14 protein-coding genes are annotated in these 14,294 nt (G+C 67.1%); 7 read left to right on the forward strand and 7 right to left on the reverse strand.

What is annotated here, in order from left to right; translation table 11 throughout:
* Positions 1 to 43: 43 nt before the first annotated feature.
* Positions 44 to 1,210 (reverse strand): tetratricopeptide repeat protein, encoded by a 1,167-nt coding sequence (locus tag ACTOWJ_RS17230; protein ID WP_441335854.1) that lies wholly within the window; start codon positions 1,208 to 1,210, stop codon positions 44 to 46.
* Positions 1,211 to 1,359: 149 nt separating this feature from the next.
* On the opposite strand from ACTOWJ_RS17230, the gene ACTOWJ_RS17235 reads away from it, so the two are divergent.
* Positions 1,360 to 3,183 carry a monovalent cation:proton antiporter-2 (CPA2) family protein gene (locus ACTOWJ_RS17235; protein ID WP_441335855.1) on the forward strand — a complete coding sequence of 608 codons (1,824 nt, stop codon included), beginning with the start codon at positions 1,360 to 1,362 and terminating at the stop codon, positions 3,181 to 3,183.
* Positions 3,184 to 3,223: 40 nt separating this feature from the next.
* Positions 3,224 to 3,757 (forward strand): hypothetical protein, encoded by a 534-nt coding sequence (locus tag ACTOWJ_RS17240; RefSeq protein WP_441335856.1) that lies wholly within the window; start codon positions 3,224 to 3,226, stop codon positions 3,755 to 3,757.
* Positions 3,758 to 3,762: 5 nt separating this feature from the next.
* Here the strand turns inward: ACTOWJ_RS17240 and ACTOWJ_RS17245 are convergent, their stop codons facing one another.
* Both ACTOWJ_RS17245 and ACTOWJ_RS17250 read right to left on the reverse strand, forming a co-directional pair.
* Positions 3,763 to 4,701, reverse strand: a complete 939-nt coding sequence (locus tag ACTOWJ_RS17245) for a TolB family protein (RefSeq protein WP_441335857.1) — start codon at positions 4,699 to 4,701, stop codon at positions 3,763 to 3,765.
* Between the two features lie 121 nt (positions 4,702 to 4,822).
* Positions 4,823 to 5,440, reverse strand: a complete 618-nt coding sequence (locus ACTOWJ_RS17250) for a CGNR zinc finger domain-containing protein (protein ID WP_441335858.1) — start codon at positions 5,438 to 5,440, stop codon at positions 4,823 to 4,825.
* Positions 5,441 to 5,857: 417 nt separating this feature from the next.
* On the opposite strand from ACTOWJ_RS17250, the gene rnr reads away from it, so the two are divergent.
* The 5 genes from rnr (at position 5,858) to ACTOWJ_RS17275 (ending at position 10,993) form a co-directional block, all read left to right on the forward strand.
* A complete protein-coding gene (rnr, locus tag ACTOWJ_RS17255; protein ID WP_441335859.1) occupies positions 5,858 to 8,311 on the forward strand; it encodes a ribonuclease R in 2,454 nt (817 codons plus the stop codon).
* Positions 8,312 to 8,519: 208 nt separating this feature from the next.
* A complete protein-coding gene (gene rlmB, locus ACTOWJ_RS17260; RefSeq protein WP_441335860.1) occupies positions 8,520 to 9,281 on the forward strand; it encodes a 23S rRNA (guanosine(2251)-2'-O)-methyltransferase RlmB in 762 nt (253 codons plus the stop codon).
* 4 nt (positions 9,282 to 9,285) lie between these two features.
* Positions 9,286 to 10,005, forward strand: coding sequence for a DUF3592 domain-containing protein (locus ACTOWJ_RS17265; RefSeq protein WP_441335861.1), 720 nt, complete (start codon positions 9,286 to 9,288; stop codon positions 10,003 to 10,005).
* A 143-nt stretch (positions 10,006 to 10,148) separates the two neighbouring features.
* Entirely contained in the window at positions 10,149 to 10,463 is a 315-nt protein-coding gene (gene sugE / locus ACTOWJ_RS17270; protein WP_441335862.1) for a quaternary ammonium compound efflux SMR transporter SugE, read from the forward strand.
* 86 nt (positions 10,464 to 10,549) lie between these two features.
* Positions 10,550 to 10,993, forward strand: coding sequence for an acetyltransferase (locus ACTOWJ_RS17275; RefSeq protein WP_441335863.1), 444 nt, complete (start codon positions 10,550 to 10,552; stop codon positions 10,991 to 10,993).
* Positions 10,994 to 11,009: 16 nt separating this feature from the next.
* Here the strand turns inward: ACTOWJ_RS17275 and ACTOWJ_RS17280 are convergent, their stop codons facing one another.
* The 4 genes from ACTOWJ_RS17280 to ACTOWJ_RS17295 all read right to left on the reverse strand — a co-directional run bounded on the left by ACTOWJ_RS17280 (position 11,010) and on the right by ACTOWJ_RS17295 (position 14,249).
* Positions 11,010 to 11,621 (reverse strand): glycoside hydrolase family 19 protein, encoded by a 612-nt coding sequence (locus ACTOWJ_RS17280; RefSeq protein WP_441335864.1) that lies wholly within the window; start codon positions 11,619 to 11,621, stop codon positions 11,010 to 11,012.
* A 127-nt stretch (positions 11,622 to 11,748) separates the two neighbouring features.
* Complete coding sequence (locus ACTOWJ_RS17285) at positions 11,749 to 12,711, reverse strand: hypothetical protein (protein ID WP_441335865.1); 963 nt, start codon at positions 12,709 to 12,711, stop codon at positions 11,749 to 11,751.
* A gap of 43 nt (positions 12,712 to 12,754) precedes the next feature.
* The gene (gene rnt, locus ACTOWJ_RS17290) at positions 12,755 to 13,402 is read right to left on the reverse strand and encodes a ribonuclease T (protein ID WP_441335866.1); all 648 of its coding nucleotides are present in this window, start codon (positions 13,400 to 13,402) and stop codon (positions 12,755 to 12,757) included.
* Between the two features lie 157 nt (positions 13,403 to 13,559).
* Positions 13,560 to 14,249: an HvfX family Cu-binding RiPP maturation protein gene (locus ACTOWJ_RS17295; RefSeq protein ID WP_441335867.1), complete on the reverse strand. Its 690-nt coding sequence runs from the start codon at positions 14,247 to 14,249 to the stop codon at positions 13,560 to 13,562.
* Between the last annotated feature and the right edge of the window lie 45 nt (positions 14,250 to 14,294).

The raw sequence follows: 14,294 nt of genomic DNA on the forward strand, positions 1-14,294 counted from the left end.
GGTTCGAAATCGATGGAACGGGCTGTGCACCGGATGTCGCTCCTCAGTACGCGCTGACGCGTTCGAGGGCCTGATCGTAAGACTTGTCGGGCTTCTCGCGCTTGGCCGCCAGGTAGCTCGACATCGCCCGTTCGTATTGGCCGTCTTCTTCGTAGAGCTTGCCGATGTTGTAGTGCGCGCCGGCGCGGACGGTGGCCGCGTTGGCGCCCTTGGCCAGGGCGATGGCCTTGCGCGAGGCCCAGATCGCCTCGGCGGCGCGGCCGCGCTTGACGTAGGCCAAGCCCAGATTGGCGTAGGCCTGGGCGTAGTTGGGATCGAGTTCGATCGCCTGCTGATACGCGGCGATGGCTACGATCAGATCGCCGGCGCGATACGCCGCTTCACCGCGTTCGTTGGCCAGCGCGGCATCCTCGCCGTTTTCGCTCTCGGCCAGGTCGCCACCGTCGCCATGGATCTGGGCGATCTCCGCGCCGATCCGATCCGCTGCCGAACGGCTGGTGCCGATCCGGTTGACGTCCTCGAAGCGGCCTTCGCCGTCGACCCGGAACACGGTCCACAAATTCCCGGGTTGCGGCGGCACCGCGTAGGTGCGCACCAGACTTTGGCCGACGTAGACGTAGACCCGCGCCCGGCTGCGCGCCAGAGCGTCGGCGGAGGGATTCTGGCGATTGGCGAAATCGTGCACGGCGTAGGTGTAGGCCTCGCCGGGATGCTTGCGCAGCACGGTGATGGTTTCCGGACCGTGGCGCTCGGTGTCGTCCAGGTCCAGGCGCGCGTCCTCGCCGTTCTTGCGCTCGAAATAGATGTGTTGGCCGGGAAAGCTCAGATGCGCATCCAGATCGGCCGGCGCCGCGCCCCAGTTGAGCACCATGCGCAAACCGTCCAGGCTCTGCAGGGCCGGGCTGAGCGCGTAGTTCGATCCGTCGCAGGGACAGCGCGCCAGTAATTCGGCATGGCCGGACTTGCGGATGCTCAGTCGCGCGACGGGGTCGCGCAACGCCGCCGGGTCGAGCGCGGCGCGGCCGTGCGCGTCGGTGACCGCCGTCAGCGGTTCGCGGCCGGGGCGCTGCAATTGGATCGATGCACCTTCGATCGGCCGATCGGCGACGGTCGCGCTGAGCACCGTCGCCCCATCGCCGCCGGCCTGCGCGGCACCGGCGAAGGCGGTCACCAGCAAGGCGGAAGCGAGTGCGGCCGCGCGATGGCGCATGGATGCTCCAGAACGGATTCGGACGTCGGCGATGATACGCAAAGCCGGTACCGGATTCGCGTGCCGCGCGCGCCTGATAGTCTGTGCTTCAAGGGCCGCGTATTGGGCCTGGATCCGCACGAACGCAACGAAACGAGGGGAGACGCGCGATGGCCGTCGAAGCGCAAGGCAGCGAACTGGTCAAGGTGGTGGTGTTGCTGGCCGCCGGAGTGATCGCAGTGCCGATCTTCAAGCGCATCGGTCTGGGCTCGGTGCTGGGCTATCTGGCCGCGGGCCTGGCGATCGGCCCGTTCGGGATGGGCTTCTTCGCCGATTCGCAGGCGATCTTGCACGTGGCCGAACTCGGCGTGGTGATGTTCTTGTTCATCATCGGCCTGGAGATGCGGCCCTCGCATCTGTGGAGCCTGCGCCGCGAGATCTTCGGCCTGGGCACCGCGCAGATTGCGCTGTGCGCGCTGGCCATGACCGGGGTCGGCCTGGCCTTCGGTTTTCCGCCGATGGTCGCCTTCATCGGCGCGATGGGCTTCGTGCTGACCTCCACCGCGATCGTCATGCAGATCCTCGGCGAGCGCAGCGATCTGGCCTTGCCGCGCGGGCAGCGCATCGTCTCGATTCTGTTGTTCGAAGATCTGCTGATCGTGCCGCTGCTGGCGCTGGTCGCGTTGATGGCGCCGCCGGAGGCCAACCCGAGCGCCGCCGCGCATTCGCGCTGGGCCGACATCGGCATCGCCCTGGCCTCGCTGGCGACCTTGGTCGCGGCCGGCATCTGGTTGCTCAATCCCTTGTTCCGGGTGTTGGCGGCGGCCAAGGCGCGCGAGGTGATGACCGCCGCCGCGCTGCTGGTGGTGCTGGGCGCAGCCTTGCTGATGCAGATCGGCGGCTTGTCGATGGCGATGGGTGCGTTCCTGGCCGGCGTGCTGCTGTCGGAATCGACCTTCCGCCACCAGTTGGAAGCCGACGTCGAACCGTTCCGCGGCATCCTGCTGGGCCTGTTCTTCCTCAGCGTGGGCATGTCGCTGGACTTGAAGGTGGTCGCGGCGAACTGGCCGATGATCGTCGGCGGGGTGCTCGCGCTGATGCTGGTCAAGGCGGTGTGCATCTACGTCGTCGCGCGGGTGATGAAGTCCTGCCACACCGAGGCGCTGGATCGCGCGGTGCTGATGGCGCAGGGCGGCGAGTTCGCGTTCGTGCTGTTCTCGTCCGCGGCCAACGCCAAGCTGATCGACGCCGAGGTCAGCGCCAATCTCAGCGCGATCGTGGTGTTGTCGATGGTGCTGACGCCGCTGGCGATTATCGCTTTGCGCAAATTCTCGCCCAAGACCGCCTTGTCGCTGGAAGGCGTGGACGAGCCCAACGGGCTCGGCGGCAGCGTGTTGCTGATCGGCTTCGGCCGCTTCGGCCAAGTGGTCAGCCAGTCGTTGTTGGCGCGCGGGGTGGAGGTGGCGATCATCGACACCGACGTGGAGATGATCGAAAGCGCGCAGACCTTCGGCTTCAAGGTCTATTACGGCGACGGCACCCGTCTGGACGTGCTGCGCGCTTCCGGCGCCGGCACCGCGCAGTTGATCGCGATCTGCATCGACGACCGCGCCGCGGCCACGGTCACCGCCCAGCTGATCCGTCACGAGTTCCCGCAGGCGCGGTTGCTGGCGCGTAGTTTCGATCGCGAGCACGCGCTGGAGCTGGTGCATGCCGGGGTCGACCTGCAGGTGCGCGAAACCTTCGAGTCGGCGATGCGGTTCGGCGAGGCGGCGCTGGTGGAACTGGGTGTGCCGGCCGACGACGCGGCCGAGGTGGTCGCCGATATCCGCAAGCGCGATGCCGAGCGTTTCGAACTGGAATTGGTCGGCGGGGTGCGCGCCGGCGTGTCGCTGCTCTACGGCAATATGCAGCAGACGCCGTTGATTCCGCCCAAGCCGCGGCCGACGCGGCCGGCGGACGATGAAGAACACGTCCCCGGCATTTCTGCTTGAATGAGCCTTGGCGGCGGTCGCCAAGACAGGAGAACGGTCGATGTCATGGACGATCTGGCACTTTGCCTTGCCGGCGCTCGCGTTGCTCGGCGTCGGTCTGGCGATCGTAGGGATCAGATCCGCTAGTCGCGTGTACGCCACCTCGATGCTGGCGCGCGTGCGTCCGCTTCCGCGGCAGCGACTGGCATTGCCCGGCGGGGTCTACTGCAATGCGTTCACGCAAGGCGACGATTGGGACGGCGCCCGGTTCGTGCTGTACGACGCGAAAGGCGCCGAATTGGATCAGTACGGCAAGCCGGTGCGGCTGCTCCAGAACCGCCGACCCGTGTTGCCGTTCACCACCAGCTTCATCGTTCCGGACGACGGCGTGGTCGAACTGTCGATCGAAAACGCGCCGTCCGGGACTGAGAGCGACAGTTGGGTGGTGATTCAGCGCGACGTCGAACTGGTGGTGTTCTTCTGGGGTGCGTTGGGCTTGGCCGGCGTTGCCTTGGCGCTGTTCGGATTCTTGTTCGCGGCGATGATGTGGAGCAGTGCGTTGATGCTCGGCGCTGCGGCCGCGGCGTCGGGTTGAGCGGTTCAGCGCGCGGCGGCGGGGCATTGCGGCGGCCATCGAGTATCGGGTTCGGCGACCAGATCGACCAGGAAGAACTCGCCCGAGCGCTCGCCGTCGGCTTGCGCGAACAACAGCCGGTCGCCGCGCGGCGACAGCAGCGGGCCGACTTGGAAAACGTCTTGGCGTGCCGGAATGCGGCCGAGTTCGCGCCAGCGCTCGCCTTCGCGCCGATAGCGGTACAGATTCGAACGATCGCCGCGATCGCTCACTACGATGAGCTGACGGCCATCGCGGGCGATTTCGGCCTCGTACTCGTTGGCCGCGGTGCTCAGCGGCGCGCCGAGATTGCGCACCTTCCAGGCGCCGTCGGCGTCTTGCCGGGCGGTGTACAGGTCGCCCTGGCCCAGGCCGCCTTCGCGGCTGGAACCGAAATACAACTGCCCGTCTGCAGCGAGGCGCGGCAACAATTCCGAGGCTTTCGAGTTGACCGGCGCCGGCAGGCGTTGCGGCGTGCCCCAACCACCGTCGGATTCGCGCTCGACGTAGTAGATGTCCAGATCCTCGCCTTGGGGATCGTGGCGCGCCGAGACGAAGTACAGGCGGCGTCCATCGGCGGCGACGAAAGGGTCCGCATCCAGCCCCGCGCGCTCGGCGGCGAACTCCGGCGGTTGCGGCGACGACCAACCGTCGGGCCCGCAGCGCGAACGCAGGATCCGCCATTGGGCGAACTGGCGATCGCTGCGCATGAAGTACAGCTCGCGCCCATCGGGGCTGAAGGCGGGCGAGGATTCGTACTGGTCGCTGGCGATGTTGGGCGGCGCCCAGCGTTGCGGTTCGGACACTGGCCGCGCCGGCCGTTGATAAGCCATCGCGCACGCGGTCGCGCAGGCCGCGGCCAGCATCGCGGTGGACAGCCATTGCGCGATCGGATCGGTAGGGCTAGGCGGGCTGGAATGGTTCACGCGACCTCCGCGATGGCGTCGTGGATCGGAGCGAGCGACGACCGCGCCCGTCCTTCCGTCCGAGTCGGGGCGATGAGAACGATGGCTGCGTGGCGCCGGCCGATGCGACCCGGCTCCGGGTTCAATCGCGTTGCTTTTGCTGGAATCGCCGCGCCTTGGCCACGTTTCCGCAGGTGGCCATGTCGCACCAGCGGCGGCGTCCGCTCTTGGAGGTGTCGATGAACACCCAGCCGCAATCGCGCCCGTCGCATACGCGCAGCCGGTCCAGGCGCGCGTCCCTGAGCATTTCGATCGCGTAGGCGGTGACGAGGTGGGCGATCAGGTCCAGGCCCGAGCGTTCGGCGGTCCACAGCGTCTGTAGACGCGAATCGCGCGACACCAGACGCGCGGCGCGCGAAGCCGCCAGACGCGCCTGGTCCAGGGACTCCAGATCGGCTTCGGCCGGTTCGCGGCGGTGGGCGAGGGCGTATAAGGCATCGCACAGCGCCTCGCGCAAGGTCTTGCAGCGCGTCAGCGCGGCGGCGGCCTTCGCCGGCGCATCGGCGGCCAGGATTTCCAGCGCGCTCAGATCCTCGCGCGCGAACGCCCCGCTGCGCTGCGCCCAGCGCAGCAGTGCGGAATAGTCGTCCAGCCAGTCGCGCGGCTGGGTATCGCGTGCGGTCACGGTATTGACCAGATCCAGCGCAGGATCGCCGCCGACCAGATCGGCGGGGCGGAAATCGTGATGTTCCAGACGCATGCGGCCGTCCTTGAAGTCGTTTTCAGAGGTTACTGGCCTGGCCATATAACCTGCAATAGGAAGAATAGGGGTTTCGGATCAACGGCAAAACCCGCGAAGCCCCGATTCCGCCGTAACACGGCCTTCAACCGGCCGTGGCCTCCGTGGCGTCCGGCCTTTGGGATCATCGCGGTCGGGGCGGAAAGCGTGATGGCGGCGGCAGCCTCCGATCGGCGGATCGAGTTCAAAACGCCCATAAAGTGGACCGATTAGTCGGTTATCTGCGCACACACGCGCGCAACGGCGCGCAACGGTGCCGCCGCATGCCATGTTCAAACGCCCGTCTGGCCCCATCCGGCGGCTGCGCCGGGCCGGACGGCCCTCCAGGCGGCCGCGGCTGCGACGCCGCGTTCATGGCGATGTGAGACCATGCAGGCCATGACCAAAAAAACGAAAAGTACGAAGACCGGTAAGCCCGGCAGCAGCAAGACCTCGTCCCCCACCGGCGCCGGCCCGGCCTCCAGCAAGAAAAACGGCCGCAAGGCCGCCTCGGCGCGCCCACCCTGGCTGCCGGAGAACCTGCAACACGGCGCACCGGGCAAGGGCCCGCGCAAGAAATCCGCCGACGGCCCCGCGCCCGGCCCCCGCGCTCCGGCAGCGCCTTATCACGACCCCTACGCCGACCGCGAAGCCTCGCGCTACGAGCAGCCCATCGCCAGCCGCGAAATGATTCTTCAGACCCTGGCCGCCGCGGACGGCCCGATGTCGGCCGAGACCTTGGCCGAGCAACTCAAGCTCACCGATCCCGACCGCGCCGACGCGCTGGGCAAGCGCCTGGGCGCGATGATCCGCGACGGCCAGCTGATCCGTAACCGCAAGGGCGATTTCGCTCCGGCCGCGCAGATGGACCTGATTCCCGGGGTGGTGATCGCCAATCCCGACGGCTTCGGCTTCCTGCGCCCGGAGGCCGGCGGCGACGACCTGTTCCTGCCGCCGTTCGAGATGCGCAAGGCCATGCACGGCGATCGCGTGCTGGTCAGCGTCACCGGCGTGGACCGACGCGGCCGCCGCGAAGGCGCGATCGTGGAAGTGCTCGAACGCCGGCTCAACCGCCTGATCGGACGCTTCACCCTGGAGCAGGGCATCAGCTACGTGGTGCCCGACGATCGCCGCATCCAGCGCAACGTGCAGATCCCGCCGGACGCGCGGATGGACGCGCACAACGGCCAACTGGTGGTCTGCGAGCTGGTCCAGGCGCCCGATCCCAAGCGCCCGCCGATCGGCCGCGTGCTGGCGGTGCTCGGCGACAAGCTCACCGCCTCGCTGGCGGTGCAAGCGGCGATCCACGGCCACGAAATTCCTAATGTATTCCCGCAGGAAACCCTCGATGAAGCCGCGGCGGTGCCGCTGACCGTGCCCGAGTCGGTGTCCGCGCAACGCGTGGACCTGCGTCGATTGCCGCTGGTCACCATCGACGGCGAGGACGCGAAGGATTTCGACGACGCGGTGTATTGCGAGAACAACCGCGACGGTTTCCGCCTGGTGGTGGCGATCGCCGATGTTTCCCATTACGTCCGTCCCGGCACGCCGCTGGACGAGGAAGCGACCAAGCGCGCGACCTCGGTGTATTTCCCCGGCTTCGTCGTGCCGATGCTGCCGGAGACCTTGTCCAACGGCATTTGCTCGCTGAACGCGAAGGTCGACCGGCTGTGCTTCGTTTGCGATATGCAGGTCGATCGCGAAGGCCAGGTCAGCGAATCGAAGTTCTACGAAGCGGTGATGAACTCGCAAGCGCGGCTGACCTACACGCAAGTGTGGAACGCGGTCGGCGACGTTCCGGAGGAACAACAAAGCGAGGCGCGCGCGCAGATCGGTTCGTTGCTGCCGCATATCGAGCGATTGCACCAGTTGTTCCAGGTGCTGCTGAAGGCGCGGCAGAAGCGCGGCGCGATCGAGTTCGAATCCAGCGAAGTGCGCTTCGTGCTGGGCAGCAACGGCGAAGTGACCCAGGCCGGCATGCTCCAGCGCAACGATGCGCACAAGCTGATCGAGGAATGCATGATCGCGGCCAACGTGGAGGCGGCCAAGTTCCTGATCGCCCAGCAGGTGCCCGCGCCGTTCCGCATCCACGACCGCCCGCCGGAACAGAAGTACGCCGATCTGCAGGAATTCCTCAAGGAATTCAAATTGCGCATGCCGGCCTGGAACCAGGTCGAACCGCGCGATTTCACCGCCTTGCTGAAGAAAATCCGCGAGCGCCCCGATTCGGCGCTGATCGAATCGGTGTTGCTGCGCAGCCAGAGCCTGGCGGTATACGCGCCGGAGAACGTCGGCCATTTCGGTCTGGCGCTGGAGGCTTACGCGCACTTCACCTCGCCGATCCGGCGGTATCCGGATTTGCTGGTGCATCGTGCGATCAAGCACGCCCTCAGCGGCGCCAAGTCGAGCGCGTACGAATACTCGCCGCGGCAAATGGCGGCGCTGGCGCTGCAATGCTCCGAACGCGAGCGCCGCGCCGACGAGGCCGAGCGTGAGGTCGACGAGCGCTACCGCGCCGCATGGATGGAGCAGCACGTCGGTGGCGAGTTCGAGGGCACCATCAGCGGCGTGACCAGCTTCGGCTTGTTCATCGAACTCGACGAATCCAAGGTCAACGGCCTGGTTCACGTGACCCAGTTGCCGCACGATTACTACCACTTCGACCCGATCCGCAAAACCCTCAAGGGCGAGCGCACCGGGCGCGAGTTCCGGCTCGGCGACCGGGTTGCCATCGTGGTGCTCAAGGCCAGCGTCGAGGATCGCAAGATCGACTTCCGTCTGGTCGAGGAGCGCGGCGCCAAGCCGCTGCCGCCGCGCGGGCAGCCGGCCAAGCGGCCTAAGCAGAAGTACTGAAGGCCGCCCGCGCCGCCGTGGCAACCCCGTGCAGGAGCGGCGCGAGCCGCGGCCGCGTGGTCCGAGCCTCGTCGAAGGCTTCGGCGTAGTCCTGTTGGCGCGGTCGCGGCTTGCGCCGCTCCTACAGGGAAACGGGCCCGCGGACGCGGCTTGGCTTAGAATTCCCGCCCCAGGCCCCTCGTTGGGCTCCATGCCCCACGGATCTCCCATGAGCCAGAAACAATGGATCGCCGGCATCAATGCCGTCTCTGCCGCGATCGAGCACGACGCCGCCAACGTGCGTGAGGTGCTGATCGAAGCCGGCGCCAAGAACCCGCGCCTGACCGAGATCGAAACCGCCGCGCGCCGCGCCGACATCGACGTGCGCCGGGTCGCGACCAATGCGCTGGAAGGCGTGGTCGGCAATCTGCGCCATCAGGGCGTGGTCGCGCGCTACGCGGCGGCCAAGACCTGGAACGAGAACGAGCTCGAAGGCCTGATTGAGGCGGCCGAGGGCAAGGCGCTGATCCTGATCCTCGACGGCGTGCAGGACCCGCACAACCTCGGCGCCTGCCTGCGCAGCGCCGCGGCCGCCAACGCGACCGCGGTGATCATCCCCAAGGACAAATCGGTGCAGGTCAACGCGACCGTGCGCAAGACCTCGGCCGGCGCCGCCGACAGCATTCCGGTGATCCCGGTGACCAACCTGGCCCGCGCAATGCGCGATCTACAACAACAAGGTGTATGGATCTACGGTTTGGCAGGCGAGGCCGATGCTTCGTTGTACTCCATCGATCTAAGGGGCAACGTCGCCCTGGCCCTGGGCGGCGAAGCCGACGGTCTGCGCCGCCTGACCCGCGAGAACTGCGATCAGCTGGTGAAGATTCCGATGCCGGGCGGCAACGCGGCCGGCGGCGTCGAGAGCCTGAACGTGTCGGTCGCCTCCGGGGTCACCTTGTTCGAAGCGGTGCGTCAGCGTGGCGCGGCCTGATGAGATGAAACTGTCGCTGGGCGCGGGCATGAACTGGCTGTGGCTGTTCCCGGCCATCGGCGTGGCGATGCTGCTCGGCGCGATCGTCATCGCGATGGTGCAGCAGCGCTTTCAGAGTCAGGCGCTGCGCGCGCAGGGCGTGGTCATGGGCCATGCCCTCGGTCGCGGCGATTCGGACAGTTCCCGTTCCGGCGACACCTATTGTCCGGTCGTGCGCTTCGTCGACGGCGACGGGCAGCAGATCGAATTCGTCGGCGGGGTGTGCTCGCGGCCTCGCGCCGAGGCGGCCGGCGAGACGGTGGCGGTGTTGTATCGCCAGGGCGATCCGCACGACGCCAGGATCGATTCGTTCCTCAACCGCTGGTTCGCGGTACTGATCGTGGGCGGCATCGGCAGCGTGTTCGCGCTGATCGGTGCGTTCATCGTCGTGCCGACCTTGCGCGGTCGCCGCATCGCCGCCGCGCTGCAGAAGACGGGCGTTGCGGTGCAAGCCGAGGTGATCGAGGCAGTGCGCGACGGATCGGTGGAAGTCAACGGCCGGTCGCCCTGGCGTATCCACGCCCAGTGGCGCGATCCGGCCAGCGGCAAGATCCATCTGTTCCACAGCGACGCGCTCTGGTTCGATCCCGGCGACTATCTCGACGAACGCGTCGCCGTGCTGATCCAACCCGGCAAGCCCGGGCGCTATTGGATGGATACCCGGTTTCTGCCCGAGTTGGCCTGACCGTGGCCTCGTATAAAGCGGGGGTTACATCCCGGTCATCGACCGGCGCGGGACGCGTGAGAAACTACGCATCACCTGGCGGGGACGACCTCGCTGATTCAATCGCATCCGGGGACGACCCCATCGTCAATCTGGAGTCAGTCATGCCTTGGATCTTACTCATACTTGCCGGCCTGTTCGAAGTGGGCTGGGCGATCGGTCTGAAATACACCGAAGGTTTCACCAGACTGTGGCCGTCGGTCGGCACCATCGCGGCGATGATCGTCAGCCTCGGCCTGCTCGGCCTGGCGATGAAGTCGCTGCCGGTCGGCACCGCCTACGCGATCTGGGTCGGCGTCGGCGCGATCGGCACGGTCATCCTCGGCATCGTGTTGTTCAACGAGCCTGCCAATGCGATGCGCATCGTCAGCGTGCTGTTGATCGTCGCCGGCCTGATCGGTCTGAAACTGGCGGCCTGACCGCGATGAAGCCGGCGCGGTCGACGATCGCGCCGGTTCCACTGCATTGCAACCGGCATCGCAATGTCGCCGTCATGGACCGATGAATGAGCATCCGCACCCGTACTCCCGCCGATCACCCCGCGTTGCTGGACATCTGGCTGCGCTCGGTTCGCGCGACCCACGATTTTCTCAGCGAAAGCGATATCGGCGAACTGTTGCCGCAGGTGCGCGACGTCTATCTGGACGCGGTCGAGATATGGCTGTTCGACGACTCCGAACGCGGCCCGTCCGGTTTCATCGGTTTGTCGGGCGCGCACGTGGAAATGCTGTTCCTGGATCCGCGCCGGCGCGGGCAGGGCATCGGCACGCGCTTGCTCGACCACGCGCGCGGCTTGCGCGGCGCGTTGACGGTCGATGTCAACGAGCACAATCCGAAAGCGCACGGTTTCTATCGCCACTACGGTTTCGTCGATATCGGCCGTTCACCGACCGACGGGCAGGGCCGGCCGTTTCCGCTGATCCACATGGCCTTGCGCGAAGCGGTCTGAGCCTGGCAGGCCGCGATCATTCCAAAGCGTTCGCCAGCAACTCGTCGAACCGCCGCGCGATATCGGCGATGGTCTGGGCCTTGTCCTGGCCGTTGATGATGCGCCGGGCTTCCTCGTAGTTGGGCAACTGGCCGGGCTTGAAGTAGTGATCGAGCTTCTTGCTGGTGAACCAGCCTTTCTTCATGCCCTCCATCGCGATCGCATAGGCGACCTCGGGTTTCTTGGCGTCGTCGGGCTTGCTCAACAGATCGATGCCGAGAATCTTGCCGGCGCGATCGTAATTGGCGCGGCCGGTCAGCTGCACATAGCCGCGGCCGTGGAACCGCGCGCCGTCGCCGGGCCTGGTGTTGCCGAGCATCTTGCCGACCCGCGTGTCCGGCCCGTACAGACGGTTGAAGCGTGCGTCGTCGCCGAACTCGTCGATAGGGCGCAGGGTATGCGCGGTTTCCCATTTGAACGTCGCCAGGCAATAGGCGATCTGGTTGCGGTGCACCGGGTCGAGATTGAAGCTCGCGTCCTGCTCGATGCGGCCGATCAGAAAGCGCAGCGCTTGCGCCAGCTGATCGTTCAGCGGGCCGAAGCGGCGGCGGTAGCCGTCTAGAAACTGTTCGTCGTCGAAAGCGAACATCCTGTCCTCCGGTCCATGGTCGGCGGCGCGATGCCGCTCGATGTCCATTCAACGAGGGCGCTCTGCCGGGCAGGACAGACGAGGATGTTGCGGCGGTGAAACAAGCCGGCCGTTGCAGCGGCCAGGCTCAAGCCAGGTCGTAGCGTTCGAGCACGATCAGCACGGCATCGTCGTACTGCCACAGGGTCGTGGCGCGGTCGCATTCTGCAATCGACATGCCGGTCAGTGCCTCGCCCCAGCGCAGCAGCGTGGCCAGATCGAGCCGGCGCTTGAGCGAGGCGAGCAAGGCCTGGCGTTGCGTGGGCCCGAAGAACGCGAACTGCGGCGCGTCCCGGTCGAGATTGCGCGAGGGGATGCTGCCGTCGAGCAGCCAATGACCGTTCCAGCCGATTTCCAGATGAGGCGGGTTGCCCATGCTTTCGGGTTGCGCGCCGTCGTGCACCACGACGGCGGCGCCGGCGAGCCACACCACGAACGCGCAGCGCCATGACGCGTCGTCGATGGCCAGCACCGATTCGATCCAGCCATCGATCAGGGCGGCGTCCAGATAGCGCAACACCAGACAGCAGGCCGCCGAGATCGCGCCGCCCGGATTGATCTTGTAGAAGCCGCTTGCGATCGGCCGCAACAGGCCGTCGGCCTGCGCGGGATTCCAGCATGAAGGCGCCATCAGCCTGCGGCCCAGCGTATCGAGCAGGTCGCGACGGAACTGCGGCGTGCGCCCGGGCAGGACCGGATCCAGACAATGCACGAACACCGCGGTAACCAGCAGTTCGAAGCTGTGTTGATCGTCGGTTCGTTCCAGTACCCGCGGCAGCAGGTAGTCGAACCATTCGCTCCATTCGTCGCTGTGGTCGAAACAGCGCGGCCCGGAGGTCAAGGCTTCCAGCGCATTTTCCAGCTCGCGCTTGGACCAGCTCTGCGGATCGGGTTGCAACAGCCCGGTGTACATCAGGCGTTCGCCGCCCATGAACCAGGCCTCGCCCATCGGCTTGCGCGGCAGCGGCGCGGATTCGCGCAGACGCCGCAGTGCGGCCGGGTCCGGGCCGTGGCCGGGAATCCACCGATACGCTGGCTGGGCGGCAGGCATGCGGCTTTCCTTGTGCAGGCCGGTCAAACGATCGCCGCGCGGATCAGCCGCGCGGCCACGCGTTGACGATCTTGCAGAACAGCTCCGCGGTGCGCTGGGTGTCGTACACCGCCGAATGCGCTTCGTGCGCGTTCCAGTCCAACCCCGCGGCCTGGACCGCGCGCGCCAGTACGGTCTGGCCATACGCCACGCCTGCCAGCGTCACCGTGTCGAACACGCTGAAGGGATGGAACGGATTGCGCTTGTGGCCGCTGCGCGCGACCGCGGCGTTGAGGAAGTTGAGATCGAAATGGGCGTTGTGGCCGACCAGGATTGCGCGCTGGCAGCCGTGCCGCTTGACCGCCTCGCGCACCGGCGTGAACACCGCTTCCAGCGCCTGCCGCTCGGGCTTGGCGTCGCGGAACGGATGGTCGATGTCGATGCCGGTGATTTCCAGCGATTTGGGGTCGATCAGGGTGCCGGCCGCCGGCACGACGTGGGCGCTGGCGATTTCGCCGGGCACGATGCGGCCGTCGGCGTCCAACTCCAGCGGCTGCACCGCGATCTCCAGCAGCGCGTGCTTGTTCCAGTCGAAACCGCCGGTTTCCACGTCCACCACCACCGGCAGATAGCCGCGGAACCGGTTGGCGAGGGTGGTGGGCAGGGGCGCCGAGGTGGCGGTCGCGGTCGGATGGGGGCCGGATTCGATCATCGCGAAAGCCTAGCAGGTTGTCGCTGAGGCTTGGCTCGAAGGCCGCGTACCGCACAACGAAGCGAAGCGGCGTTGTCTGGCGCCGCTGCGCATTCCGAGGGCGCGCGCAGCCGGCTGCGGTTGTCGCGGCTTGCAACGCTCCTGCGGGAGGTCGGACTTATGTCGTCATGGACGGGTTGGTTGCGTGAGCTGCGCGGCGGGTCCGCGTTCGCGACGCCAGCAACGCCGCCGCGCCGAGCCCGGCCAGGGTCAGGCCCGGCGCCGGCAGCAGCATCGCCACGACCCCGCCGAACGGCAGCAGGACCAGACCCCAGCCGAGCAGATCGTTGCGCGCCGCGGCCGCCGGCACGGCGATCGCGCGCGCCAGTACCGCGTCCAGGCTCAGGCGACCGGCGCCGCGCAGGATCAGCGGCCACAACATCACCAGGAACAGCAGCGGCAGTTTGTAGTTGCCGGCGCCCTGGTCGGTGATCGCATAGCCCTGGGCGAGCTGGCTCAACCCCATCCAATCCTGCGGCCAATGCACCGCGGCGATCGCGACCACGGTCAGCACGAACAGCGACGCGGTGACCAAGCGGGTGGCCAGGCCCAGCAGCAGGGCGATGCCGCCGAGCAATTCGAACCAGGTCGCAAGGCCCCAGCTCAGGTCGGTGGGAACGCGGTCGAACGGGAACGGGAAGTTCGCCATCACCGCGCCGAACCAGTTTTCGCCGAACAGCTTTACGCGCCCGGATTCGTAGAACTCCCAAGCCAGCGCCACGCGCAGGCCGAGCGGCGCGAGCCAGGCGCCGACGCCGTCTAGGCGATCGCGCACGGCACTGCACAATGGAAACAGGGACATCCTCATGACGCGCTCCGTAACGGATGAGCGCCGGAAATGCCGGCGCCTTCC

Origin of the sequence: Lysobacter sp. CA199 (assembly GCF_052078715.1) — a bacterium.
Taxonomy (GTDB): domain Bacteria; phylum Pseudomonadota; class Gammaproteobacteria; order Xanthomonadales; family Xanthomonadaceae; genus Lysobacter.

Excerpts from the sequence above, each read along its gene's own strand:
- ACTOWJ_RS17230 (WP_441335854.1), bottom strand. The coding sequence starts at position 1,210 with ATGCGCCATCGCGCGGCCGCACTCGCTTCCGCCTTGCTGGTGACCGCC.
- ACTOWJ_RS17235 (WP_441335855.1), top strand. The coding sequence starts at position 1,360 with ATGGCCGTCGAAGCGCAAGGCAGCGAACTGGTCAAGGTGGTGGTGTTG.
- ACTOWJ_RS17240 (WP_441335856.1), top strand. The coding sequence starts at position 3,224 with ATGTCATGGACGATCTGGCACTTTGCCTTGCCGGCGCTCGCGTTGCTC.
- ACTOWJ_RS17250 (WP_441335858.1), bottom strand. The coding sequence starts at position 5,440 with ATGCGTCTGGAACATCACGATTTCCGCCCCGCCGATCTGGTCGGCGGC.
- rnr (WP_441335859.1), top strand. The coding sequence starts at position 5,858 with ATGACCAAAAAAACGAAAAGTACGAAGACCGGTAAGCCCGGCAGCAGC.
- rlmB (WP_441335860.1), top strand. The coding sequence starts at position 8,520 with ATGAGCCAGAAACAATGGATCGCCGGCATCAATGCCGTCTCTGCCGCG.
- ACTOWJ_RS17265 (WP_441335861.1), top strand. The coding sequence starts at position 9,286 with ATGAAACTGTCGCTGGGCGCGGGCATGAACTGGCTGTGGCTGTTCCCG.
- sugE (WP_441335862.1), top strand. The coding sequence starts at position 10,149 with ATGCCTTGGATCTTACTCATACTTGCCGGCCTGTTCGAAGTGGGCTGG.
- ACTOWJ_RS17275 (WP_441335863.1), top strand. The coding sequence starts at position 10,550 with ATGAGCATCCGCACCCGTACTCCCGCCGATCACCCCGCGTTGCTGGAC.
- ACTOWJ_RS17280 (WP_441335864.1), bottom strand. The coding sequence starts at position 11,621 with ATGTTCGCTTTCGACGACGAACAGTTTCTAGACGGCTACCGCCGCCGC.
- ACTOWJ_RS17285 (WP_441335865.1), bottom strand. The coding sequence starts at position 12,711 with ATGCCTGCCGCCCAGCCAGCGTATCGGTGGATTCCCGGCCACGGCCCG.
- rnt (WP_441335866.1), bottom strand. The coding sequence starts at position 13,402 with ATGATCGAATCCGGCCCCCATCCGACCGCGACCGCCACCTCGGCGCCC.
- ACTOWJ_RS17295 (WP_441335867.1), bottom strand. The coding sequence starts at position 14,249 with ATGAGGATGTCCCTGTTTCCATTGTGCAGTGCCGTGCGCGATCGCCTA.